12 protein-coding genes are annotated in these 25654 nt (G+C 41.4%); 5 read left to right on the top strand and 7 right to left on the bottom strand.

Features of this window, described 5'->3' with window-relative positions; genetic code table 11:
* Positions 1-11: 11 nt before the first annotated feature.
* The 6 genes from BUE31_RS18525 to BUE31_RS18500 form a co-directional block, all read right to left on the bottom strand.
* Positions 12-3194: a glycoside hydrolase family 2 TIM barrel-domain containing protein gene (locus BUE31_RS18525; protein ID WP_073405320.1), complete on the bottom strand. Its 3183-nt coding sequence runs from the start codon at positions 3192-3194 to the stop codon at positions 12-14.
* 98 nt (positions 3195-3292) lie between these two features.
* Positions 3293-4627 carry a vanadium-dependent haloperoxidase gene (locus BUE31_RS18520; RefSeq protein ID WP_073405319.1) on the bottom strand — a complete coding sequence of 445 codons (1335 nt, stop codon included), beginning with the start codon at positions 4625-4627 and terminating at the stop codon, positions 3293-3295.
* A gap of 9 nt (positions 4628-4636) precedes the next feature.
* The gene (locus tag BUE31_RS18515; RefSeq protein ID WP_200801950.1) at positions 4637-7972 is read right to left on the bottom strand and encodes a VCBS repeat-containing protein; all 3336 of its coding nucleotides are present in this window, start codon (positions 7970-7972) and stop codon (positions 4637-4639) included.
* Between the two features lie 95 nt (positions 7973-8067).
* Positions 8068-9930 (bottom strand): RagB/SusD family nutrient uptake outer membrane protein, encoded by a 1863-nt coding sequence (locus tag BUE31_RS18510; RefSeq protein ID WP_073405318.1) that lies wholly within the window; start codon positions 9928-9930, stop codon positions 8068-8070.
* A 10-nt stretch (positions 9931-9940) separates the two neighbouring features.
* A complete protein-coding gene (locus tag BUE31_RS18505) occupies positions 9941-13282 on the bottom strand; it encodes a SusC/RagA family TonB-linked outer membrane protein (RefSeq protein ID WP_083620094.1) in 3342 nt (1113 codons plus the stop codon).
* Between the two features lie 425 nt (positions 13283-13707).
* Complete coding sequence (locus BUE31_RS18500) at positions 13708-17868, bottom strand: hybrid sensor histidine kinase/response regulator transcription factor (RefSeq protein WP_083620091.1); 4161 nt, start codon at positions 17866-17868, stop codon at positions 13708-13710.
* A 228-nt stretch (positions 17869-18096) separates the two neighbouring features.
* On the opposite strand from BUE31_RS18500, the gene BUE31_RS18495 reads away from it, so the two are divergent.
* Both BUE31_RS18495 and BUE31_RS18490 read left to right on the top strand, forming a co-directional pair.
* Entirely contained in the window at positions 18097-19425 is a 1329-nt protein-coding gene (locus BUE31_RS18495; RefSeq protein WP_073405317.1) for a GntP family permease, read from the top strand.
* 4 nt (positions 19426-19429) lie between these two features.
* Positions 19430-20563, top strand: a complete 1134-nt coding sequence (locus BUE31_RS18490; RefSeq protein ID WP_073405316.1) for a glycerate kinase — start codon at positions 19430-19432, stop codon at positions 20561-20563.
* Between the two features lie 15 nt (positions 20564-20578).
* On the opposite strand, the gene BUE31_RS18485 is transcribed toward BUE31_RS18490, so the two are convergent.
* Positions 20579-22141, bottom strand: coding sequence for a GH39 family glycosyl hydrolase (locus BUE31_RS18485; protein WP_200801949.1), 1563 nt, complete (start codon positions 22139-22141; stop codon positions 20579-20581).
* A gap of 280 nt (positions 22142-22421) precedes the next feature.
* On the opposite strand from BUE31_RS18485, the gene BUE31_RS18480 reads away from it, so the two are divergent.
* The 3 genes from BUE31_RS18480 to BUE31_RS18470 all read left to right on the top strand — a co-directional run bounded on the left by BUE31_RS18480 (position 22422) and on the right by BUE31_RS18470 (position 25654).
* Entirely contained in the window at positions 22422-23129 is a 708-nt protein-coding gene (locus BUE31_RS18480) for an NUDIX hydrolase (RefSeq protein ID WP_073405315.1), read from the top strand.
* Positions 23130-23229: 100 nt separating this feature from the next.
* A complete protein-coding gene (locus BUE31_RS18475; RefSeq protein ID WP_073405314.1) occupies positions 23230-24894 on the top strand; it encodes a ribulokinase in 1665 nt (554 codons plus the stop codon).
* A 58-nt stretch (positions 24895-24952) separates the two neighbouring features.
* Positions 24953-25654: an L-ribulose-5-phosphate 4-epimerase gene (locus BUE31_RS18470; protein ID WP_073405313.1), complete on the top strand. Its 702-nt coding sequence runs from the start codon at positions 24953-24955 to the stop codon at positions 25652-25654.

Raw genomic sequence — 25654 nt, 5'->3', positions numbered from 1 at the left:
TAATAAGCCGGTTACTTTATATTTATAATGTAACTAAACTTTTGCGGCTCAGAGAGCGGGATGCACGATGCCATTGGTATAGGTCCGCATGAATATGAACCAACACCAAGCGTGTGTGCATCAATACATACTACGGTTGCCTTGCTTTTTGGCAGGTCAATGCGATACTCCACATTTTCCATTTCTTCATCGCTGTACGGCAATGCGGCTACCTGCAAAAGCGCCGTATCTTTTTTTACCGTAAATGATGACCCTGTGTTTGAGCTTACCCTGGCCCAGCGCACATCTTCATGGTTACCGGCTTCCATCGGTTTTTCATACGGGGTTAGCTGCTGCGCAACTGTACTTTGGTACTGTCCAACATCAAAACCCAGCTTACGGTCTGAATAGTTTTCCATTGGCCCTCTGCCAAAATAATTGAACTGATTATAATCTTTATCCAACATAAAACGCACCCCTATTCTTGCAAGTGGGATGGTTGTGTTATTGAACGAAACATCATTACCCACTTTTATTGTTCCATCTCCGCTTATTTCATAGTCCACTTTATGGGTTACCACAAAACCGTTTTCGCCCTTTCCCTCAAGTTCTGCACGAATCTCCACGTTATTATCATCCTTCTGTTTAAATGAAGTTTTGGTTACCGACCATACTAATTTCTTAAGTCCGTATTTATCCCACGATTCATTTGCCCACATATCATCTTTCCGGTGTGGCGCACGCCATAAATGTAGCATGGGGCCGCCCTGGCCGGTAAGCATATTGTTGTTATGGCTCTTTATTTCGGTGAACGTTCCTTTTGTTTTACTGAAAACAAGGCTAAAATCTTTACCGTCCACATAAATATTATTATCGTCATTTGATGCTTTTACCGGTGCACTAACATTCTTTTCACTTTCTGCCGCAACCGCACCAACTACCGGTAAAGCAAGCTGCTGCGAAGCAATCTCGTAGCCATTTTTAGCCCATAGCTCATCTTTTGTTGTTATGAAAGAAACTCTTAAAAAGTATTCCGCACCCGGTTTAGGTGTAAATTGGTAAGGTACTTTTACATCTTCTGATTTACCCGGAGTAATGTGGCCAACAGGTAAAGTGCCTTTACTTATTTCCAAACCATTTTCAGTTAAGCTCCAACTTGCTGCAAAACCATCCAGGCTGATAAACTGGTAGCGGTTATGAATATTTATTATCCCTTTTGATAAATCAGCAGGTTTAATACTGATCCATTGGTAAGCATGCTTTAATTCCGGAAAGTGCGGTTTAAGTGAGCGATCCGAAAAAACAACGCCTTTGTGAATAAAGTAATGATCGTTCGGCGTTTCACCAAAGCCACCACCAAATGCTATAATAGGATGCTTAGGGTCGAATTTATTGTAGATACCCTGGTCCTGCCACTCCCAGATACAACCACCTAATAAATTTGGATATTTATCAAACAGGTCGTTATAGTCTGCAACGCTGCCCATTGAATTAAACATAGCGTGGGCATATTCGCAAAGGTAAAATGGCTTGGTCAGCTTATCATCAGTGGCATATTTTTCAACCTGATCCAGCGATGTATACATTTCGCTATCCATATCGGCAGGATTTTGATCCCCTATCCCAAAGCCCTGGTAATGCGTTGGACGGTCAGGGTCAATACCTTTAATAATATTTAACGCCGCCCTGAAATTTGAACCGCCGCTGCCGCACTCGTTTCCTAACGACCAGATGATTACTGAAGGATGATTTTTAAAATTCTCAACGTTCGCCACATTACGGTCAATAATAGCAGCCTTTATGCGCGGGTCTTCATTAAACTCATCCCAGGCACCGTGGCATTCAAGGTTTGCCTCCGCAACCAGGTAGATCCCATATTCATCGCAAAGCTCATACCACCTTGGGTCATCAGAGTAATGGCAGGTTCTTACATGGTTACAATTAGCTTGTTTGATCAGTACGATATCCTTAATCATTTGCGCCTCAGTAATGGCGTGGCCAACATCAGGCCAGTTCTCATGGCGGTTTACTCCTTTAAGCTTTACAGGCACTCCATTTACCAGGAATATTCTTCCTTTAATCTCAACTTTGCGGAAACCAGTTCTGGTTGAAACAGTTTCAATGGTTTGATCTTTATCTTTTATAGAAATAACAGTAGTATAAAGCGCCGGTGTTTCCGCTGTCCATTTGCGTGGATGGATTACCGGGATTTGAACGGTTAAAGCTACTTCGGCCCCTGGCTTTAATGCAGGAATTTCAACCGAGCCTTTTGCGTTATCAACCAGTTTGTCGTTGTCATAAAGGTCAACAGCTAAACGGCGCGGTTTGGTAGCTACGTTGCCGAAATTCTTCACTTTACCAACAACCTCTAACGTAGCATTATTGAATGCACCATCAAAATTGGTTTTTACAAAAAAATCGCGGATGTGTTGCTGCGGCGAGCTCCATAAGGTAACATTTCTAAAGATCCCGCTCAAACGCCACATGTCCTGATCTTCCAGGTAGGTGCCGGTTGTAAAACGATAAACCTCAACAGCAATAACGTTGCTGCCGGGTTTTACAAAATTGGTTATATCAAAATCGGCAGCATTGCGGCTGTTAACGCTGTAACCAACTTTTTTACCGTTAACCCACAGAAAAAATCCGGCGTCAACCCCATCAAAGGTTACAAAAATGCGGCGGCCATTCCAGTTTGCGGGCACTTCAAAATTACGCCTGTAACTGCCTACCGGGTTTCTTTCTTTATAAGCGGTAAAACTTACCGGCGGCGTTGTCATTACGCGGGGGAAATCCTTCTGAAAAATATAGTTGTAATTACTGTAGTAAGGCGTACCATAACCCTCAATCTGCCAGTTGGATGGCACTTTTATGTTTGCCCATTTATCAACATTGTAAGTTGTTTTATAAAAATCAACCGGGCGTTGCTGCGGCCAGCCAACCCAGTTAAACTTCCATAGGCCGTTAAGCGTTTTGGCGTAGGTTGATGCATGGCGGTTTGCCTTTAACGCCTCTGTTAAATTTGCATAAGGCATTAAGGTGGCATGGGCAGGTAGTTTATTTATGCCGATGCATTCAGGATCCTCAATTTCTTTGGGAATAAATGCCGTGTCGGTTTTTGTAAGCCAGCTTGCAGATCGCATTTGGGCAATAGCCGCCTTGCCACTAAAGGCAAATATCAAAATAAGAACGGTTTTTGCAATTTGGTTTTTAAACATCACTTTGTTTATTGTTTTTATTGTTAGTCTGACAGTTTAGTTATTACAGCCGTAATGCATGATAGCGATACATCGTTCACTACCATGCAGTGGCTTATTTATGATGTTTTTTTGGGGGCGCTTACTTTATCCACTACCCAGTTGCCAATTTTTACACCCTGGGTAAAGCCATTATCAATAGCGTCCATAAAGTGGATGCCACCCCAAAACCTGGAAATAGCAGCTTCTTTTGCAGCCTGCGTAAATGAGGTGAAATGCCTTGGAGGCACACCGTAACCCGCCTCAGTATCATCAGTATATTGAAAATTATCGCCAAAATAATGCGTAAGGATCACAGCAGATGTGGCAGAGGCTATGGAGTGCCCACTGATATATTCAGGGAACGGTGGTGTTTGCAGCAACGGTTTCCAGTTGATATCAATATACCTGCGGATGGCCGTCTCCGGGCGGATGCGGTTAGTACGGTATTTATCTTCCCAGCAGGAAATAAAGGCATCAAGCAAGCCTGCAGCCACCACGGTATGAATTTCCATGGCCTTTGAAAAACCCGTTTTTGCCTGTGCACAAGCTATTCCCGTAATGCCCAGCCAATGCGCTCCCGGCGAAATCTTTTTCAAGCCGATAAGCATGTGCCCGTTATCCTGTAAAGCAAAGGGATTGCAATCCCAAAAATTTGCAATTGTCTTCTGCTCCATGGTTAAAGCGTTTCCGCTTGCCTTGTAATTCATGATCAAAAACTTATAAAAGGCAGAATTTTTATCGGTAGAAAACGGGATAGGCGGACCAGGCAGAAACTGCGTGGACGATTTAATTATTAACGGCCTCACAGTATTAAAATAGGGCTCAACCGGGGCCATATATGCCGGGGGTGTTGGGTCCCAGGTGCTGTCTGCACCGGCTGGTGTAAACCGTTTGTAATTACTGATGCGGTTATATTTATCCTTTTTTGCGTAGGCCAGTATTTTCTTACTAATGGCTTGCCCGTAATGTTTGGAGCTATCAATTACCTCATCAGTAAAACCAATTTTCCGGCATGAGTCAAGCAGTTCCTGCTCATATTTTATCATTGAACTACCTGTAGGTTGCATTTTACCGGCAGTTTCCATCATGGCAACCAAGGCACTTAGCTGGTAATTATAACCATTTGCAAAATCCGGTTTTTTAATGTCAGGATATTCGTTTAAAACACCGTGCATGCTTTTTATGTTTTTGTCATTCTCTGCCACTACTTCGTAACCGGCAAGGCATGTGTATGCAAAAAAACGGGCAGCCAGCGGTGGGTTGGTTACGTCATGTACCATTCCAAGCGTTACCCTGTTTATTACCTTGGTAATATCGGCGCTTGTTAATACAGGCTGCTTTTTACTGCTGCAACTATTGTATAAAACGCCAACAGCAAACAGGATAATTGTTAAAAATGCCTTAAATCTCATTTGTTTATTTTAGTTTTCTTTATAGGCTTTTACCCCAACTTGATTGATCCCGAATAACAGGGTTTTATTTATTTCTATCACGCTCCTTACATCGCCCCAAAGTTTAAAACCTGATAGCTGCTGCGGGATGTATTGAAAATGCCCCTTACCATCACCTTTTAATAGCATGCCGTAGTTGGCGTCAGATTTACCCATGCGCAGCCTGGCCCGGTTTATATTGCCACACAACAGCAGGTCCTGGTTACCATCGTGGTCATAATCCAGTTCAGTAATAGTGTACACCGGCGAGGATTGCACCTGCAACGGTAAGGCCGAAGCGTGCAGTTTTCCTTTTGCATCGCTTAAAAAACAGGTTGTTAAAAGGTTATTGGCAGATAGATGCCCCGCTCCCTGTAGCTCAAGCGTAGTGAATATATCGCTAAGAGATGCATCTGAATAGCTTTTATAATCAGCAAAACGGGAACGCATCATACTTATCTGGTCAAATAACTCATCGCGGGTTACATACGGATAGCTTTTGCCTTGGATATAAAAACAGAACACCGGATCAACAGATCCATTATCGTCAAAATCCTTATAGTACATCTCGGCTGGCTCCTTGTCTGAAACTTTACACTGTGTATTTAGCCCGGTGTTCCCGATGATCAAATCGGGGTGCCCATCGTGGTTAAAATCATCAACCAGGATCTTGTTCCACCAGCCGCTCTGAGGCTTGTCAAAATAAGTATTGGTGCTGTTTACCAGTTTACCGTTTGAATTGATCAGGATAGTAACCGGCATCCATTCGCCAACCAACACCAGGTCGGGCTTTTTATCACCGTTCATATCAACCCATGCCGCATCGCTCACCATTCCTATATGCTGCAGCTGCGGATTGTATTTTACAGTTTCATCAGTAAAATGTCCTTTGCCATCATTTATCAGGATATAGCTTTGAGGCATTTCGGGATACCTGCCGGGAATTACCCTGCCGCCAACAAACAGGTCGGGGAAGCCGTCGCCATTTATATCGGCCGCTTTTACGCAGCCCTTGCTGCTCAGCATTTTTGGCAGGCTGTTTTTAGCGCGGGTAAAATTGCCCTTACCATCATTAATATAGAGGCGGTCCTGCAGCAGCGCATCATCAGGCGTAAAGTCGCCATAGCCACCGGAGCATACGTAGAGATCGGGTTTACCATCACCATTGGCATCAAAAAAGACAGCACCTGCATCATCGCTTTTTTTGTCAGCTTCAAACGCCGGTTCAGGTTTTAAAACAAATGCCAGGTCCTTTTGCTGCAGGTATATGCTGCCTGCTTTACCATCTTCACCGCCAACATAAACGTCTTCTAAACCATCACCGTTAACATCTCCTTTTATAATACATGGGCCTGAAAACGACAGCGGGTTCACCATTAGTGGCTGTCTTTTAAAATCATTGGTTTTATTTTTTCCCTTTTTATTGATTACCGGAGATTGCACTTCTGTAAAAATAGTTTTTATCGGTACAGGCGCCTGATAGCTGCCCGACGCATTTTTCTCGTTAAGGGTTAATTGCTGGTCGGCTTTTACATTCTTTATTACCTGTTGCTTTCCTTGTTGCCATACTATGCGTAAAGAATCTACCTGCTTATCTTTCCCCAACCCAAAATGCAATATTGCTGATACGCTTGACTGAAAGCCCCTGCTTGGCATTTGCTCAAGGTATTGCATTTTATTTTTTACGTAGATAGTAACTTTTGCACCTATTCCCTGCGTGTTTTTGCCGGCGCCTTCCAGCTTTAGCTGCAGGTAATGGTTACTTAATTGTTTGTTTGCTTCGTTTTGGTAGATAAATGCAGGCTGGTTAATATTGTTAACAACCAGGTCAAGATCACCATCATTATCCAGATCAACATAGGCCGCGCCATTGCTGTTTGATGATTGCGAGATCCCCCATGATGCACTGGTGTTGGTAAAGGTAAGATCACCATTATTTTTAAAAAAGTAACTGCTTACCTGCGATGAAGGTATTTGCTGCACCAGGTTATAAATATCCTTACGCATCAGCCTCCTGTCCTTCAGGTAGTCACCCATATATTTCATAAAGTCCATATTTGTAAAATCGCGGGTATAACCGTTGGTTACAAAAAGGTCTTTCCATCCGTCGTTATCATAATCGGCAAACAAAGGGGCCCAGCTCCAGTCGGTATTTGAAATACCTGATAGCTGACCAACCTCGCTAAAGGTGCCGTTGCCATTGTTTATATGCAGCATGTTGCGCATATATTGGTAGTAAAACCCAGTGTGCAGGGTTAAGTCGAATTTTTCATAATTATCAGGCGCAAACAATAATTTTTGCCTGTGGTTTCCTTCCGGAAGCATGTCAAGTGTAAAAATATCGGGTAAGCCATCATTGTTGATATCCGATATATTATCGCCCATTGAAAACTCCGAAGTATGCCCTAATGACGATTGTAATTTATTAGTGAAGGTACCATCCCCGTTGTTGATGTACATAAAGTCGGGTATACTGTAATCATTGGAAATATAAATATCGGGCCAGCCGTCTCCATTAATATCAGCTATTGCAGCCCCAAGCCCATAAGTAAGGTCAGAACTGCTTATTCCAGCTTGTTCAGTTACATTTTTAAAAACGCCATTATCATTCCTGTACAGTCTGACTCCGTTTGGAGAGTTTGATTTTTTCAGCGCTGCAACAGTATTCACCTCATCCAAAATAGGCAGCTGGATGGGGCTGTGATTCAGTAAAAACATATCCAGGTCGCCATCCCTGTCATAATCAAAAAAAACAGCCTGGGTACTGTATCCCTGGTCGGCTAATCCATATTTCTGTGCTTCCTCAGTAAAATGAGGGATCCCGTCTTTATCATTTCCCTGGTTAATAAACAATTGATTTTCGCGTTTTGCAGGCCCAACATTTCCTGAATAACAAACATAAATATCTAGTTTGCCGTCGCCGTTTATATCAACCATTGTTACCCCTGTTTTCCATGGGCCTGGCCGGCCAGCCGCATCTGCAATAGCTGTTATATCAGCAAACTGCATATGGCCTTTATTAAGGTACATTTTATTATCGGTCATGTTGCCGGTAAAATACAGGTCCTGTAAACCATCTCCGTTCAAATCACCTATAGCTACCCCCCCGCCATTATAAAAGTATTCATACATCAACACATTTGTATTCAAACCTTCAGTTAGTGTATTACTAAAATCCACATGGGTTTGCTCGGGTGTTAACAGGGTAAATAAGGGGTTGGCATTATTGCTGTCAGCGTCTTTATTTTCAGCCTTGTGGCTGCACCCCATTAATGTTATGATACCTGCAGAAAGCAGCTGAATAAATATTCTATTGTAAATGTTCACCAAATTTTGAGCTTAAATAACAGGTTAAAAATTAAAGAATGCCGGTATTTAACACCCGGCATTCTTCACATTAAAGATATAGAATTTTAATCTCTTTAATTAGTATAACCCGGGTTCTGAATTAACTTATTATTTTTATTCATCTCATCCCTGGCAATTGGCGGGAAGTAAACTTTGTCATTCCATGAACGGTTTTCAACTCCCGGGTCAAGTTCCTGAACAGTGTAGGTATAATTGTAGTTATCGGTATTATACCTGTAGGTGCTCACTGTTTTGCCGGCCTTTAACGTACCCGTAATCTTCATAATTCTCACTTTATTTCCAAGCGTTTGCGGCGCAATCATCCAGCGGCGGGTATCGTAAAACCGTTGTTCTTCAAACAACAATTCCAAATTACGTTCGTTCCGGTAACGTTGTACTAAAGCATCGCCGGCATCGGTAATGGCAGGCATCCCGGAACGGAACCGAATTTTGTTGAGCCAGGTCCTGGCTTCGCCTTCCTGACCTAAGGCCAGGCATGTTTCTACATAATTAAACACAACCTCGGTGTACCTTAGCATAGGCGATGGCACTAATGAAGGCATATTCTGATCTACAATAGCCGGGTTAGGATCCATAAACTTCCTGATAGCATAACCGGTACGGGTCCCGTTCCAGTTTTCCAGCGGCCCGTTCCGGGTGTCCAAACCAAAATAAGGCGTCGGGCTGCTTGCGCTACCTATTTGATAGGTGCCAAACTGGATCTCGCCGTAAGGGTCAATACCTGCCCCATCAGTTGTGCGCGGTTTCCAGGGGGCGCCGTCATACAGAATAGAAGCATAAAAGCGTGGGTCCCTGTTTGCATAAGGAGCGGCGGCTTCAGCAGGGTTACTCCAGTCGAATTTAGATGCTTTCCCAGTACCATCCAATGTTTCGTAGTCATCCACCAAATCTTGGGTTGGTTCGCTCGATGTCCAGCTGTGGTACCCGTTAGTACCATTGTTGCGCGAATAATACTGAGCATCATCGTATTTGTCAGCATTCAAATAGTGGCTGAATATAGATTCGGCTTCGCCGCCATTTCTTGATAAATACGAATTTTGATAATTTGTAAATCCATCTGCGGCAGATGCAGGAGATGCTAAAGTAAGCTTATAACCGTAGTTGCCTAAAGCCAGTGCTGCTTTTGCTGCATCCTGCGCCTTTTGCCAGCGGGCGGTGCGGTCACCATCTACATAACCCAACAACTCCGGATGAGCAAATTGAGATATAAGACTTGATTTACCCTTTGCAGTCGGGATGTCGTGCAAATCGCTGGCAGCATATACCAACACCCGGGCCTTTAGGGCCAAACAGGCATCACTTGTAGCGCGTCCTTGTGCTAATGCTTTACCTTGCAGCAGCGTGCTGGCTTTGTCGAGGTCGGCTATTATAAAATCAACACAATCTGAGTAACTGCTTCTTGCAATCGTAAGATCAGGCGAGTTGAGCGTATATGACGATTTTACAAGCGGAACGCCACCGTAATAGCGCAACAGGTTATTGTAAAAGTACGCACGCATAAACAAAGCTTCGCCTGTTAGCCTGTCGGCCAACGTTTTATCAATCGGGCTCTTAGCCAATTGCTCTAAAGCAATATTAGCCGACCGTATGCGGGCGTACACCGAATTCCACTCGTACGACCCATAAGTGTCGCCAATAGTAGACGGGGTTATATTCCCCTCCATCATTGGCTGTTTTCCAAAATTATAAAGCGCATTATCCGTCCGGACATCCTGATTTTCCTGGGCCATCACGCCAGAACCCAGGCCGTTGTACAACTCGGTTACATAACTCTCAGAAAGATTAGGATCTGCCCAGGTAAGCGCTGCCGACGGCTGGTTTAATGGCGTTGTATTTAGAAAATCCTTCTTACATGAAGTAAGCAGCGCTCCCGATACAATGGTTACTATTGAGATATTTCTTATAAATGTTTTCATATCGTTCAAATTAAAATTTTACACTTGCACCCAAATTAATTATTCTTTGTTGTGGATAATAGTGTCCGTCCTGACTGGTTGATTCGGGATCATATATATGCTGCTTCGCTACCGTTGCCAGGTTAAGCCCGTTTGCATAGAAGCGTAAATTGCTCATCCCTATTTTTTTACCAATTGTAGATGGCAGGGTGTATCCAAGCTCAACGTTTTTAAGCCTCACATAATTCATATTTAACAACCAGTATGTGTTTCCATTCACAAGGACTCCTTGAGAATTGTAGTATCCTCCAGAAAAATACTGGTTATTTCTATCAACTGTGCGGGGGTACACTGTGCTTGGATTGTCAACTGTCCAGCGGTGATCGTAGCTGTACTGCGTGAAGTTTCCTATTGTTCCCGACTCGGTTTGAAAAAGAAGCTGCGCACCGGTAGCACCCTGGAGTAAAACACTTAAATCAAAGTTTTTATATTGTACGCTAAAATTTAAACCACCCTGGAAAGTAGGCGTGGTGCTTTTATCGTTCCTAATCTGGTCATTAGCATCAATTTTTCCGTCCGGTATCATTTGTCCTTTATCATTCGCAATATCTTTATACCTCATATCACCCGGGCGAAGTACACTGGCGCCAACGCCGCTATAGTCAACTTTATTGGCATCAATTTCTGCCTGGGTTGAAAATATGCCGTCATATACATAATAAAGCTGGCTTCCTATAGGATGGCCGGTAGACAGTTGCCATGCCGGTGCTCCAGGCGCTTCATCCCATTTATCAATCCTGTTCTTGGAGTATCCGCCATTAGCGCCAATGCTATAGCGTACCTGGCCAACACTGTTATGGTAGGTAAATGAAAACTCCCATCCTTTATTGGTTACCTTTCCGTAATTTACAGGTGGCAGTTGGGGGCCGGGTATAGCAGTGGCAGGAACCGATGCCGTGGGCCGCCATAATATATTGGTACGTTTGTTATAAAACGCTTCCAGCACAAAATCTAAATGGCCATTCAGCGTTGTTCCTTCTAAGGCTACGTCGCTATTATTGGCAACTTCCCAGGTAATGTTCGGGTTCTGTGCTACGTTTTCGGCTAATGATTGAACCGGCACACCGCCAATTATGTACGAACCAATATTATATAAGGAAAGATATTGATATTCGGCCGGGTTAGTGGTGTTCGGGTAAACAATTTGGTCGTTACCCAGTTGGCCCCATGAACCACGCAGCTTTAAATTTTGAATAAACGGTACGTTGGCTTTGAAGAAATTTTCTTCAGAAATTACCCATCCTGCCGAGACCCCGGGGAAGAAACCAAAACGATGTGTTTGCGGGAACATATAAGAACCATCCACACGCCATAAAAACTCAAGCAGGTATTTCTCTTTATAGTTATAATTAACCCTGCCGAAGTAATTTAAGCGGGCCCTGTCCCAGGCGCCGCCGCCATCAAGTATCCCTGCATTACCGCCAGCCGATAGTTGATCGATAGCTACCGAAGGATAATATTGACGGCTTGCGTTAAAGTAACTGGCATTTGATTTCTCCTTGGTTATACCTGCAAGCACTGAAATGTTGTGGCTGCCAAAACTATGGCTATAGCTGGCTATACCTTCCAGCATACTGCTTTGCTCATCATCAGAATACTGGTAAAGCTTTGCCTGGGCCGGGCCGCGGGCTACTTTTGTAAGCAGCGGGGTTTTACCATCGGCCTGGTAAGTTATATTGTCCCAGCTGTACACATACCATGGCTTTTGCCATTGTTTTTGTTGCTGCATATATTTATTCAGGGACACATTTCCGGTAAATTTCAATCCTTCTATACCCGGTACAGTTATCTCAATTTTTCCAATGCTTTGAAGATAGTAGCGTGTATCCTTACTGTACCCGGTTTGGTCGGTGGTGATCAGTACCGGTTGCTGGCCGTTTTCAATATCGGGTCCTGGCAATCCATTTGGCCAGTAGGCCGGCCTGGTCGGGTAACCACGCATCAGCATCCTGAATATGGCATCCGCGCCCCCACCGTTAGGGAAAAAGCGATTTTCCTGGCGGCCGGTTATGCTAAACGAACTGCTTACATATTTATTGATCTTGGCATCAAGGTTCATGCGAATATCATATTGCTTGTAGCCGGTAGCCGAATTTTTGTAATCGCCATCCTGGTTTTCATAGCCAATTGAGGTTAAATATTTTACATTTTCGCTACCTCCTGATAATTGCACATTTTGACGTGATTGGGGCGACCAGGTTTTTAAAGTAGCCTTAAACCAATCGGTATTAGGGTGCCCCCATGGGTCAGATCCATCAGCAAATTTTTTAAAGTCGGAGGGCTGAAATGAAGCTGTAGAAGTAGCACCATTATCAGGCCTGGTAAAGCTTCCCGTTGTTTTAAACGCAGCAGAAGCAGCACTCCAGTATTGCGATGGCAGGTTATATAAGTCAATTTCATTATCCAAAGTAGCATACTCTGTTGCATTAGCCATTTTAGGAATGACAGTTGGCTGCGCCCATCCGTGGTTATAAGTATAAGAGATCTCAGGCTTGCCTAATTTACCGCGCTTTGAGGTAATCAGGATAACACCGTTAGCTGCCCTGGCGCCATAAATAGCTGCCGACGCATCTTTCAAGATGGAGATATTTTCAACATCGGCGGGGTTTATACGGTCAATAGAGTTCTGACCTGCGGGCGACGGAACCCCATCAATCACCACCAGCGGGTCGTTATTACCCAAAGTATTGACACCGCGGATCCGGATGGTTGAGCCATCATAACCTGGTTCGCCACCTGGGTTAGTAGCCACAACACCAGCCATACGCCCTGCTATTGAATTGGAAAGGTTAGTTGCCGGCGACTTTATCAGGTCATTGCCCTTAACCCCCACTACAGAGCCTGTAACAGTTGCTTTCTTTTGTACACCGTAGCCTACAACCACAACTTCACCAAGGTTTTTTGATGATGGCTGTAAGCTTATGGTTATGGATGTTTTTCCATCTAACGCAACTTCTGATGTTTCATAGCCTATGTATGATACTACCAGGGTTGAATTATCAGGGATAGATGAAAGTGTAAAACTTCCATTCGCATCGGTAACCGTACCAACACTTGAACTTTTAACCTTTATTGATACCCCAATCAGGGTTTCGCCGGTTACTTTGTCAATTACTTTTCCTTTTACAGTTATTGGAGCGGCATTTCTTTTATTAAAACCAGGCGTATTTTCCCCGGCCGTTATTAAATTATTACTACTGCTATTTTTTGCGTTTGCAAAACTAGTAAGTAATAAAAATATTGAGATTTGACCCACTATTATCTTTGAGATTTTTGATAACGCGAGTACTTGTTTAAGTAAATTATGTTGCATAGTTGATTTTATTAGATAACAAACAATTAATTAGGTTCTAATTCACAGCAATTATTTAATTGCCATACAATCACTTATTATAGCTACGGGCAGTGTTTTTTTCTCATGATCTTTCTTTTTTAGGTTAGTAATAAATTGGTTAATTATCGGTTTATAGTATTATGTGTACCGTCAGTTATATTTATAACCGTACAATTTACATTTATAGCTGTATTTGCTAATTATGCTAACCCAGCTGTTAATAATAAACTGGGGCGGCAACTTGTAAATTAATTAATGTAAATGGTACAGGTATTATTGGTGATGCTAATCTGGTTATAATAGCGTATTAAAAAGGGGGGTAAAATCGTAATTATAGGGGGGCTATTTCATAATAAAATCAATTTCGAAGACTTTTTGAATAGAATATGCAATAAAAATTATTTTCACCGTTTGGTTTTTGTAACAAGATGTTTACTTACCTGGTTAAATTGCTCCCTATATTTCTTTATATACTCCGATGGATTTATGCCAAATAGCTTACTGAACTGCTCCCTAAAATATTTGGCATTATTTATACCTACTTTATAGGCTGCCTCGGCTACAGTACAATCAGTATTCAGCATAATTTCGGCTGCTTTACGGAGCCTGATATATCTTATAAACTCATTTGCCGACCCCCCGGAAATAGCTTTGATCTTTTTATAAAGATTGGAATGACTCATCCCTATTTCGTCAGACAGGTTTTTAATGCTGAACTGCTCATCATCCAAATGGCCTTCAATTATAGCAATACACTTGTCTAAAAATTCTTTGTACTCTCCCGAGATCTTAAAATTGTTTGATTTTAGGGTTATTGCATTGTAAAAATACTTATGCAGGTTTTCATGGCTTTTTATTAATCCGTTAACCCGGGCTACAAGCACTTCCTTTTCAAAAGGTTTTGTTATATAATCATCAGCACCGCATTCTAATCCCTTTAGCCTTATTTCGGGCAGGGTATTGGCTGTCAGCAAAATAAATGGTATGTGGTTTAATGACGCATCCTCCTTTACACGGCTACACAGGTCAATTCCGCTTAAACCATTCATCATTATATCACTTATAACCAGGTTTGGCATAAGCTTACAGATCATATCATAACCGTCATTAATATTATCAGCCTCAAAAACTTCGTATTCATCCTTAAACACTTGTACTATGTATTGCCTTACCTGGTAGTTATCCTCAATTACAAGCAACACCTTTTTTAGGCTGATCAAAGCATTATATGCATCTGCCGGTATTTGATTTAAGCTGCTTGTTTCTGCTATCAACACCTCATTATCTATAAGCTCGTCTAAAAAAACCGATGCGCCTGTGGTATCTTCAAAAATTAAGCTATTACCCAAATGCTTCTTACCTTTTAATAAGGTAACACTAAAGGTACTCCCTTTACTTTCCTCGCTATCATATTTAATGCTGCCATTATGATTCTCAATAAACGTTTTAACTAAATAAAGACCAATCCCAAACCCGCCACCCGGCGACTGGTTTATATTTTGGACCTGGAAGAACCTGTCAAAAAGTTTTTCACCAACCTCTTTGCTAATCCCATACCCTGAATCTTTAATTTGAATAGTTACACTGCCTGCATCTTCACTAATATTGCAGCTTACATTACCATTATCAGGAGTAAATTTTAATGCATTTGAAATAAGATTAAAAAACACTATCTCCATTTTTTCACGATCAGCGTATACCTCAATTTCTTCATTGTCGCTATTAAAATGAAAATGAATATTTTTAACTTTTGCCTGGTAATTAAAGTATAAAAACATCTCCTTACAGAGGTCAACTACATTAAGCTTAACTATTTTCAATTTATCTTCACCGCTATCAGCCTTTCTGAACAGCAATAGCTGATCTGTAAGACTTAACAAACGCCTTGCATTGCGGTATACTACCTGTAAGCTGTTCAGGTCTTCGGTGGTTTGATTTTTGTCTGATAAAAGCTCTTTTACCGGGTTTATAATTAAAGTGAGCGGTGTACGGTATTCATGCGAGATATTTGTAAAAAATGAAAGCTTTTTTTCATTCAGCTCTTTCTCCTGCTCTGCCATAACCGCGGCCAGCTTAATGTCATATCTAAGTTTTGATTGTTTGCTTTTGTATTGGATATAGTAATAAACCAGCGTTATAATAAAGAGACAATAAAATAACAAGGCGTACCATGTTTTATACCACGGGGGTAAAATGCGGATATTGATTGATGCATAATCAGTAAACCAAACACCATCCTGGTTGGATGCTTTAACCTTAAATACATAATCACCAGGCTCCAGGTAACGATATGTAGCCGATTTTTGTGTTTTTACATAGTTCCATGATTTATCAAGGCCTTTAAGCTGATAAGCAAACTCACTTTTTTCGGAATATGCGTAATTTAGCGCCGCATACTGAACAGAAAATACCGACTGAGAAGGCTGCAGTACTATCTGATTTGATTTATTAATGATCTTACTTAAAATATGATCTTTTTCTCCAACTTCCACATCCTTATTGAATAGTTGCAAACCGGTAATAATAACTTTAGGCTTAAACTCGCTTCTTTTTATCTCATCCGGAAAAAAAATATTATAACCTTCAGTCCCCCCAAAACACATGAAGTTATACTTAGGACTATACATGGATGAGCCGGGGCTAAAGTGACCGCTTTGCAATCCATCAGAAACATCGTAATTTAAAACGCTTTGCGATCCGTTTTCAATTTTTGATAAGCCTTTGTTAGTGCTCACCCATATATCCCCTTTTACGTCCTGCTCTATCGAGTTTACGGTATTGTTTGCCAATCCATCGTTTTCAGTAAACCTCTTTATTTCATGGTTATCTATATTATAAATAATCAGCCCATTACTTTCGGTACCGATAAGCAATTTGTTTCCGTAACATTTAAGTGAATAAATCACTTTGCTTGGTAAAAATTTATCTATTTCGGCTTCGTTAAAACAGCTCATGAACTTATTGCTGCCTTTATGATAACATAACAATCCAGCGCCGTAAGTTCCTATAAAAATCATCCCGTTTTTATTGCCCGCAATTGCCCTTACCTTGTTAGTAGCCAGGGTGTGCTTATTTAGTGAATAGTTTATGAAAGTATTTTTTCCCTTTTGCAAAATACTTAATCCGCCGGCATCAGTCCCTACCCATATATTATTTTCCGAATCTTCATAAATTGCCCTTACATCGTTGTCTAACAAGCTTGAGGAGTCTTTGGCATTATGCACATAGTTGCTAAAGCGGTTACTCTTTTTATCGTACTTAAATAAACCATGAGCATATGACCCGAACCACAAGTTGTTGTTTTGCGCCCTGCATGCGGTTAGGATGGCTACATTTTTTAAAGGTGCGTTTGCACCATCTGCATAATAATGCTGAACAACTTCGCCATTTAGCTTCTTTTTATAAATACCGTCGCCGTCGCTTCCCATCCATAAATAGCCTTCATCATCCATACACATACCATAGTATCTTAAATATCCCGAGCTATAAAGTCCGGGCAGCTTATTATTGAACTTTTTAAATTTCTCGGGAACATTACCTAATAAATATATCCCATCGCCATAGGTACCAGCCCACACATTTTTATCCTTATCTAAATAAAGCCTGTTTACACTACGTTCTGTTATATTAAAATTATCATCGTTTTTTACGGCATCAATACTTACATTCTTAAAATGCGATGTTGTAGCCTTTTCCAGGTCCAGCTTATACAAGCCGCCATCCTGCAAGCCAATAAGTAAATTATTATTGTCTTCTAAAAGGGCAGAAAAAATATTACTCCTTAATTGGTATTGAGGCCCGTTAAAAGCATAAATTTTATTTTGCGATCTTTCATAAACTGCAAGTCCGTTACTTGTGGCTATCCAAATATTTGAATAATGATCCTCAACAATTGAATTTACATGCCCTTGCGGGATAAGGTTTAAAGGTATCCCGCCGCTTATATCATTTTGTAAAACGCCATTTTGTACTCTATAAACCGATACTTTCCCTTCCGAACCTACCCATAATAAACCCCTGGAATCCTGGTGGATATTTGTCAATAAATTTGATGGAAGCCCTGGCAAGCCTTTGGGCCTGTAATTTTTAAACTGCCGGGTTAGCTTATTATAAGAGAAAATACCGGCTGAATAGGTTGAAAACCATATTATATTTTTTTCGCCGGATGCCATGCTGCTTACATTGCTTACTAACACGTTAGCGCCCGGCTTAAATTTTAAAAACTTTTCGGTATTAGTATCAAATTGATAAACACCCCGGCGGGTTGAGATCCATATATCGCCCCCGGCATCTTTAAATATCAGCTCAATATAATTGCTCGGAAGGCTATATGGGTTAGCAACATTATGTTTGAAAACCTTAAAATTTATGCCATCAAACCTGTTAAGGCCATCTTCGGTGGCAAACCACATAAACCCGTTATCATCCTGGATTATATCGGTAATAAATCCATATGAAAGCCCGTTCTTAAAAGAATATTTTAAAACTTTTCTGCTATATGACTGCTGGGCGAACACAACAGATCCACATATTATACACAGTATAAGTAAAAATACCCTTCTCATAGGCAATATATAGTTGGTTAAAATAACAGTATGATACTGCTACTATCTCAAAACTAATAATAAATTGTAATATAAGTGTTGCAAAGACAATTTATTAAAGTGAAAAATTTAGCACCAACTCATTTATGATTTTGGGTTCTACATTTATCAATATTTAAAAATGAGCGGATGTAAATATTAAAGGGCAATATTTTGACTATATCCTGCTTTATAAATATCTTGCAGGTAATGGCCAATTCTCTTTCCTACATTCTTATCCTTTTAATTGCCGGTATTACGCTCATTGTATTACTGACCACAAAATATAAGCTCCCTGCATTTTTCGCATTGTTCCTGGCATGCTTATTAGTTGGCTTAGGTATTGGCCTTCCATTGGGCGGGGTTATATCAGTAATAAAGGATGGATTTGGCAGCATATTAAAATCATTAGGTTTAATAATAGTTTTAGGAACAACCTTAGGCCTGTTACTTGAATATACCGGGAGCACCACAGTGATGGCCTCATTCCTGTTAAAAAAATTGGGTGCCCGGCACACGCCTTTAGCCATGAGCATTACGGGTTTTATTGTAGGATTGCCTATATTTTGCGATTCGGGGTATATTGTGCTTAGCGGGTTAAACCGTTCAATGGCAAAACGTACCGGTATTTCAATAACAACCATGTCTGTTTCATTGGCTACCGGTTTATATGCTATTCATTGTTTGGTTCCACCCCACCCCGGGAGCTCGGCAGCAGCCGTAACCATAGGGGTTGATTTTGGAAAACTAATACTAACCGGGATTGTGGTAGCCATACCTGCAATGATAGTTGGCAATTTATGGGCCAGGTATGCAGGCGGCAAAAATATTGACCCAATTATTGAAGATACTATTACTGTAAACCAAACCGGTGAGGGCCCGTCATTGATCAAAGCTTGTCTGCCTGTTTTTGTACCGATAATTTTAATTGGCCTGCGGTCATTTTTAACAACAGGTACAAATACTTACCCCGGATGGGCATTGTTCCTGTTTTCTTTGGGCGATCCTGTTATGGCACTACTGATAGGCGTGTTACTGGCATTTAACTGCAAACGTGCCTGGCAAAAAAGTGATCTGAATAAAATTTTGCAGGAAGCTACAGAAAAAGCCGGCGGCATATTGGTGATAATTGGTATGGGAGGTGCTTTTGGCGCCATTTTAACAGCCGCTAAAATAGGCGAACACTTTAGCCAGTCGCTGGCGTTGGGCAGTATGGGGATCTTCTTTCCTTTTTTATTAACGTCTGTTTTAAAAACGGCGCAGGGTTCATCAACCGTGGCTATTATTACTGCGGCCTCCATTGTGCTGCCGCTATTACCTGCGTTGGGTTTAAATACCGAAACAGGCCGCCTGCTTTGTGTGCTTGCCATGGGCGGTGGCTCTATGATGATATCGCACGCAAATGATGCCTATTTTTGGGTGATCGCCAAATTCTCAGGCCTCGAAATGAAAACGATGCTGAAAGTTTATTCAACGGCAACCATATTAATGGGGCTAACAACATTAACAATGGTTTATATTTTATCAAAGCTTTTATAGATTTATGCATATACTTATTGCACCAAACGCTTTCAAGAATAGTATTGATGCTGCACAGGTTGCATTGGCAATTCAGCAGGGTTTAACGTTCAGCAAACTTGAGTGTACAACAGCATGTTTCCCTATTGCGGATGGTGGCGACGGCACAGGCAGCCTCATCATTAAAAGCAGCAACGGTGTTGTGATCAATAAAGAAGTTAGTGATCCGTTAGGGCGAAAGATCAGTTCTTTATTTGGGTTGATTGACGGTGGCAAAACCGCTGTAATTGAAATGGCTGATTCATCAGGTTTGCGCCTGTTAAAAAAAGAAGAGTTAAACCCGCTCAAGACATCATCATTCGGAACCGGCGAACTGATCAAATTTGCTTTAGATGAAGGGGTAAGCCGTATTATTATAGCAATGGGCGGCTCTGCCACAGTTGATGGTGGCTGTGGGATATTAAGTGCGCTCGGGATTGATTTTTTAGATAAAGCGGGCAACAATTTACAGGCTGTGCCGACAGATCTGATCAATATGGATAAGATTGATGCTGCTGCACTTGATAAACGGATTTTTGATTGCGAAATAGTTATACTCTGTGATGTAGATAATAAGCTTTTAGGAGCAGAAGGAGCGGCAAGTGTTTTTGGACCTCAAAAGGGCGCATCACCTGCGGATGTGCAACTATTGGAGGCTTTCCTGGAAAACTTCTCAAAAATATCGGCCGCGCAAACCGGGAAAAACATGGCTCATATTAAACATGGCGGAGCTGCCGGAGGCGCCACTGCCGGACTACATACCTGGTTAAACGCAAAGCTGGTAAACGGGATTGAATATTTTTTATCGCTCACTAATTTTGACGATGCTTTAGTACACAGCGACCTGCTTATTACCGGCGAAGGGAGCATAGACAGGCAAACTCTGCAAGGTAAAGGTCCTTATGGTGTTGCTCTTCGTGCAAAAAACGCTAAGATCCTGGTAATAGGGATTGCCGGTAAAGTTCCTCTTGAACATGATGATGAGCTACAGCAATATTTTGATGTTCTGATTTCTATCAACAATGAACCTGCCGATATGGCAACAGCTTTGGCTAACACAAAGGAGAATTTGATCCGCACTGCAACAGCTGTGGGTAATATAATTGCCTTATCTAAATAGCTATCTTATTAGATCTTATTTATCTATAACTATTAAACTTACCGCAAAAGGTTTCATTTCAATAGAATCAACCTTAATTGTGCTTACAATTGCAGCGTTATCGCCCGATGCTGCGTCAACAGTGCTTATTTTTGCACCGGCAAATCCCGCAGGTAATTTTAACATAATTGATTTGTTCCTTTTATTAATAACCAGCATCTTTTTACTTCCGCCGCTTAAAAAGCCCTGTGCATGCAGGTCGCCATCCCCATTACTATTAATACCTGTTTGTACCAATGTATCGCCTGCTTTAATATTATCCTTTATCAATTTAAGGATCCAAAAGCGGGCGTTAGGCTTGCTGTTTGTATAATTGATCATGCTTACATCAGGAAATTGGCTTGGGAAGCCCACCAGTTGTGATTCACCTATCACATCTATCCCCTGCTTTGTAAGCTCAATAAAAAAGTAAGCATAAACCGCTGCCGAAAGGTTCCAGTACTCCTGGGTTATGGGTTGCCCGCGCATGGTTTCATTAACAAATGTTCCCAGCTCATCAATATCTGTTTTTGTATTAGGGGATAATCTTTTACGGATGTTTTCGATATAGCTAACCGTATTTAAAAAGTTATCCGCCTTATCAAACAGCGTATATTCATAAGCGTCAAACTTTTGCTTGTTATTGGCATTGGCATAACAATGGTAAGAGATCCAATCCAACGGTATTCCCGGTTTATGATTTTTAGGATTTAAAAAATATTCAAACCAATGCGGTTTTTCATAAGCAAGAGCCAAGCCCACAAACTTTGTTTTTGGCGATACTTTATGAATTGCTATAATCATTGCATCATATACTTTGGTGTACAACTCGGGTGTAAAATTATGCTCAAGGTCAGGCTCGTTTAACACCTCCCAGTATGGAAATTCATAATGATAACCTGATTTATGATATTGCCCCAATTCATCGGTAAAGCCGCCTTTTGTATACCAGCTGATGAGCCTTACGTAGTAATCGGTCAGCTCTTTCATGGTGGTGTCTCTAAGCTGCGTACCACCACCATAGCCCCAGCCAACTTCGTTGGGGTCTGCAGGATATAATATCGGATGCACGGTTTTAAACATCCATTGCGGGATGGTGCTAAAATTCATGATAGTGGAATGCCCTTTTGTGGCCTCTAAAAAATCAATGGTCATGGGGTCTATCAAACTGAAATCCCACGATGTTTTTTTATTGGTAGGTGGTTCAAGCTCGGCAACCGCCAGTTTGGGGTAAGGGAACCAGGGCACATATCTTACAAAATCTGCATTCAGATCCTTTAAAGCGCTTAAAGAGCCATCATGCATAGCAGCACCCTTTCGCAGCATTGGGTTACCAACAACCTGTAAAGTAGCCGTTGATTTTGATCCCATTATATGGTTGTTCCATTGCACATTAAGCGCCATGTTTTGAGCCATGCAAACCTGGCAGCCCCCAAATAACAAAGCTATAAGGGTAAGCTTTTTAAGGCAAGCTGAATGCCAGGCTGCTACTTCTTTATTTATAAATAAACTTGCTGATAAAATGGCGTAACAACACCGCATGTATTTTTTAAGGCCCATTATAATTGGTTTTTAGCAGGCTGATAAAAGTTTATAATTATTAAATATAATAACCATAAATTCAATTCCGGGATAATTTAATTCTCCGCAATCAAAATTTAGGTAAGTTATATATTAATTGTCAAATAAACACTAAAAATATATCTAATATTGGGTATATTTACCCGTAAATAAGTAGTTTTTAAAGTTTAAAAATAAATTTTTTAACTAATAAACATTATTTTTTTATATATTAACAATAAATTACATTTGTCGGGCTTTTATAAATCTTTTTTCACAAATGCACAAGTATTCTAAACAAGTCCGTCATTTATTAGCAGTAGATTGTATTATTTTTGGGTTTGATGGCGAGCTTTTAAAGATACTTTTGATCCAAAGAGGGTTTCAACCCGAAAAAGGTAACTGGAGCCTTATGGGTGGTTTTGTAGAACTGAATGAAAGCCTTAACCAGGCATCAAACAGAATCTTGAAACAATTAACCGGCCTGGAAGGTGTTTACCTTGAACAGCTGCACACTTTTGGAGATACAGACCGCGACCCGATTGAGCGGACCGTGTCAACCGCTTATTTTGCTTTAATTGATATTCATAAATATGAAACACAGTTAAGCAATGATTATCATGCCGAATGGTTTCCGTTAAAACGGGTTCCGAAACTTATTTTTGATCACCAGGAAATGGTGGAAGCTGCAAAAAGACGGATCCGCTATAAAGCTGCCCTGCACCCTATTTTGTTTGAGCTTTTACCAAACAGGTTTACTATCCCGCAGCTGCAAACCCTTTACGAAAGCGTTTTTAACACCACAATTGATAAGAGAAACTTTAGTAAAAGAGTATTGGCTACCGGTTTATTAATAAAATTAGCAGAAAAAGATAAGGCCGGTTCCAAACGGGGCGCATATTATTACCAGTTAAATATGCAGAACTATTATGCTAAATTCCAGGCGTTTCTAAACTTTATACCAAACCCCGATACCCTTTTGCTTTAAGTATTTAAACACATTTTTGATAATTTCTAATCGTTTTTATTAAAAATTTCGTTTTATCAAAAAATAAGTGTTATTTGGACACGTAAATTATAAACCTATTATGATTAAGGACCAATTTGTAATTGGCGTGGACTATGGATCCGACTCTGTTCGCTCAGTATTGATCAATGCACTTAATGGTGAGGAAATAGCATCTTCGGTATTTAACTATCCGAGGTGGCAGCAGGGATTATACTGTAATGCCGCCGAAAACCAATTCAGGCAACACCCGCTTGATTATATTGAAGGGCTTGAAACCACTATAAAAGATTGTTTAAGAAAGGCCGGTGGCAACGCTGCTCAAGCTGTTAAAGGATTATCGGTTGATACCACAGGATCAACACCGGTGGCAGTTGATAAAACCGGGAACCCGCTTGCATTAACGCCGGGATTTGAACAGAACCCGCATGCGATGTTTGTTTTGTGGAAAGATCATACCGGGGTAAACGAGGCAGCCCAGATAAATGATCATGCCACCAAATTTGATATTAATTACCTGAAATATGTTGGCGGGATTTACTCTTCCGAATGGTTTTGGGCCAAGCTGCTGCGTACATTACGGGCAGATGAGCAGGTAGCCAAAGCGTGCTACTCGTGGGTTGAACATTGCGACTGGATCCCGTTTTTATTAACAGGTGGTAATGATGCTGCACAAATGAAACGGGGCCGTTGCTCGGCCGGTCACAAAGCTTTGTGGGCAGAAGAGTTTGGTGGACTGCCGCCTGATGAATTCTTTTCTTCGCTCGATCCGCTTTTAAAAGGATTTACTTCAAGATTATTTACAGATACCTATACAGCTGATGTGTCCGCAGGCACCTTAAGTGCAGAATGGGCAGAAAGGCTCGGCTTATCAACAGATGTAGTAGTTGGCGTTGGCGCTTTTGATGCGCATATGGGGGCTGTAGGCGGGCAGATTGAGCCGTACCACCTGAGCAAAGTAATGGGTACATCAACCTGCGATATACTGGTTGCCCCCGCTGCTGAAATGGAAGGTAAGCTTATTCGCGGCATTTGCGGTCAGGTTAACGGCTCGGTTATTCCTGGAATGATTGGCCTTGAGGCCGGGCAATCTGCATTTGGCGATACTTACGCCTGGTTTAAAAACCTGCTGGCCTGGCCATTGAATGGTCTTTCGTCATCGTCAATTATTGATTCAAAAACTGCTGAGGCTTTAAAAGAAGAGCTTTTAGGAAAAATAATCCCTGAACTAAGCCGGCAAGCCAGCCTTTTACCTGTTGAAGAAAATAGTGAGCTTGCCATTGACTGGTTTAACGGCCGCCGTACACCCGATGCCGACCAAACGCTTAAAGGGGCAATAACCGGTTTAGGTTTGGGAAGCGATGCGCCACGCGTGTTCAAGGCGCTGGCCGAAGCTACATGCTTTGGCGCAAAAAGCATAGTGGACCGTTTTGTAAAGGAAGGCATTCCGGTAAAGGGATTAATTGGAATTGGAGGCGTTGCCAAAAAATCGCCCTACATTATGCAAATGATGGCCGATACTTTAGGAATGCCCATCCGTATTCACCAGTTTGAACATACCTGCGCCCTGGGTGCTGCTATGTTTGCTGCCGTGGTAGCCGGTATTTACCCTACGGTTGAGGATGCTATGGCTGCTATGGGCCGTGGTTTTGATGCAGAATATTATCCTAATAAACAATTCAAAGAAATTTACCAGTACAGGTATGAGCAATATATTGCCCTGGGTAAATTTGTTGAATTACACTAGTTTTTTTGAATTAGATGAACTGAAGATGGATAGTTAAACGAATTATACAGGTTTAAAAATGAAAGCTTATCAACATATTAAAAAAATTGCGTACGAGGCAAATATGCAGCTGCCCAAACTGGGACTGGTGCTTTTTACTTTTGGTAATGTTAGCGCAGCTGACAGAGAGCTTGGCGTTTTTGCAATAAAACCAAGCGGGGTACCCTATGATGAGCTTTCACCCGATAATATGGTGATTGTTGATTTTGACGGCAATACAGTTGAAGGTGATTTGAGGCCATCATCTGATACTAAAACCCATGCTGTTCTTTATAAGCATTGGGAGCATATTAACGGCATCGTACACACCCATTCAACTTATGCAACTTCATGGGCACAATCGCAACGCTGTATCCCAATCTTCGGCACAACCCATGCCGATCATTTAACGGTTGACATTCCTTGTGCGCCACCTATGGCTGATGAAATGATCCATGGCGATTATGAGTATCAAACCGGGTTCCAGATCATCAATCATTTTGAGCAGAGCGGCTTGGATTATAAAGAAACAGAGATGGTGCTGGTAGGCAATCATGCCCCATTTACCTGGGGTAAAACAGCCGAAAAAGCAGTTTATAACAGCGCAGTTTTAGAAGCCGTTGCACAAATGGCTTATTTAACCGAGCAGATAAATAATAACGCCCCCCGTTTAAAAGACTCACTCATTAAAAAACATTTTGAACGCAAGCATGGGCCGGATTCTTATTATGGACAGAGTTAG

The sequence above is a fragment of the Mucilaginibacter sp. OK098 genome, from assembly GCF_900142915.1.
In the GTDB taxonomy this organism is placed as follows: domain Bacteria; phylum Bacteroidota; class Bacteroidia; order Sphingobacteriales; family Sphingobacteriaceae; genus Mucilaginibacter.
Note: the sequence above shows the minus strand (reverse complement) of the source record. Positions and strands in the feature narration are given on the sequence as shown.

Excerpts from the sequence above, each read along its gene's own strand:
- BUE31_RS18525 (WP_073405320.1), bottom strand. The coding sequence starts at position 3,194 with ATGTTTAAAAACCAAATTGCAAAAACCGTTCTTATTTTGATATTTGCC.
- BUE31_RS18520 (WP_073405319.1), bottom strand. The coding sequence starts at position 4,627 with ATGAGATTTAAGGCATTTTTAACAATTATCCTGTTTGCTGTTGGCGTT.
- BUE31_RS18510 (WP_073405318.1), bottom strand. The coding sequence starts at position 9,930 with ATGAAAACATTTATAAGAAATATCTCAATAGTAACCATTGTATCGGGA.
- BUE31_RS18505 (WP_083620094.1), bottom strand. The coding sequence starts at position 13,282 with ATGCAACATAATTTACTTAAACAAGTACTCGCGTTATCAAAAATCTCA.
- BUE31_RS18500 (WP_083620091.1), bottom strand. The coding sequence starts at position 17,868 with ATGAGAAGGGTATTTTTACTTATACTGTGTATAATATGTGGATCTGTT.
- BUE31_RS18495 (WP_073405317.1), top strand. The coding sequence starts at position 18,097 with ATGGCCAATTCTCTTTCCTACATTCTTATCCTTTTAATTGCCGGTATT.
- BUE31_RS18490 (WP_073405316.1), top strand. The coding sequence starts at position 19,430 with ATGCATATACTTATTGCACCAAACGCTTTCAAGAATAGTATTGATGCT.
- BUE31_RS18485 (WP_200801949.1), bottom strand. The coding sequence starts at position 22,141 with ATGGGCCTTAAAAAATACATGCGGTGTTGTTACGCCATTTTATCAGCA.
- BUE31_RS18480 (WP_073405315.1), top strand. The coding sequence starts at position 22,422 with ATGCACAAGTATTCTAAACAAGTCCGTCATTTATTAGCAGTAGATTGT.
- BUE31_RS18475 (WP_073405314.1), top strand. The coding sequence starts at position 23,230 with ATGATTAAGGACCAATTTGTAATTGGCGTGGACTATGGATCCGACTCT.
- BUE31_RS18470 (WP_073405313.1), top strand. The coding sequence starts at position 24,953 with ATGAAAGCTTATCAACATATTAAAAAAATTGCGTACGAGGCAAATATG.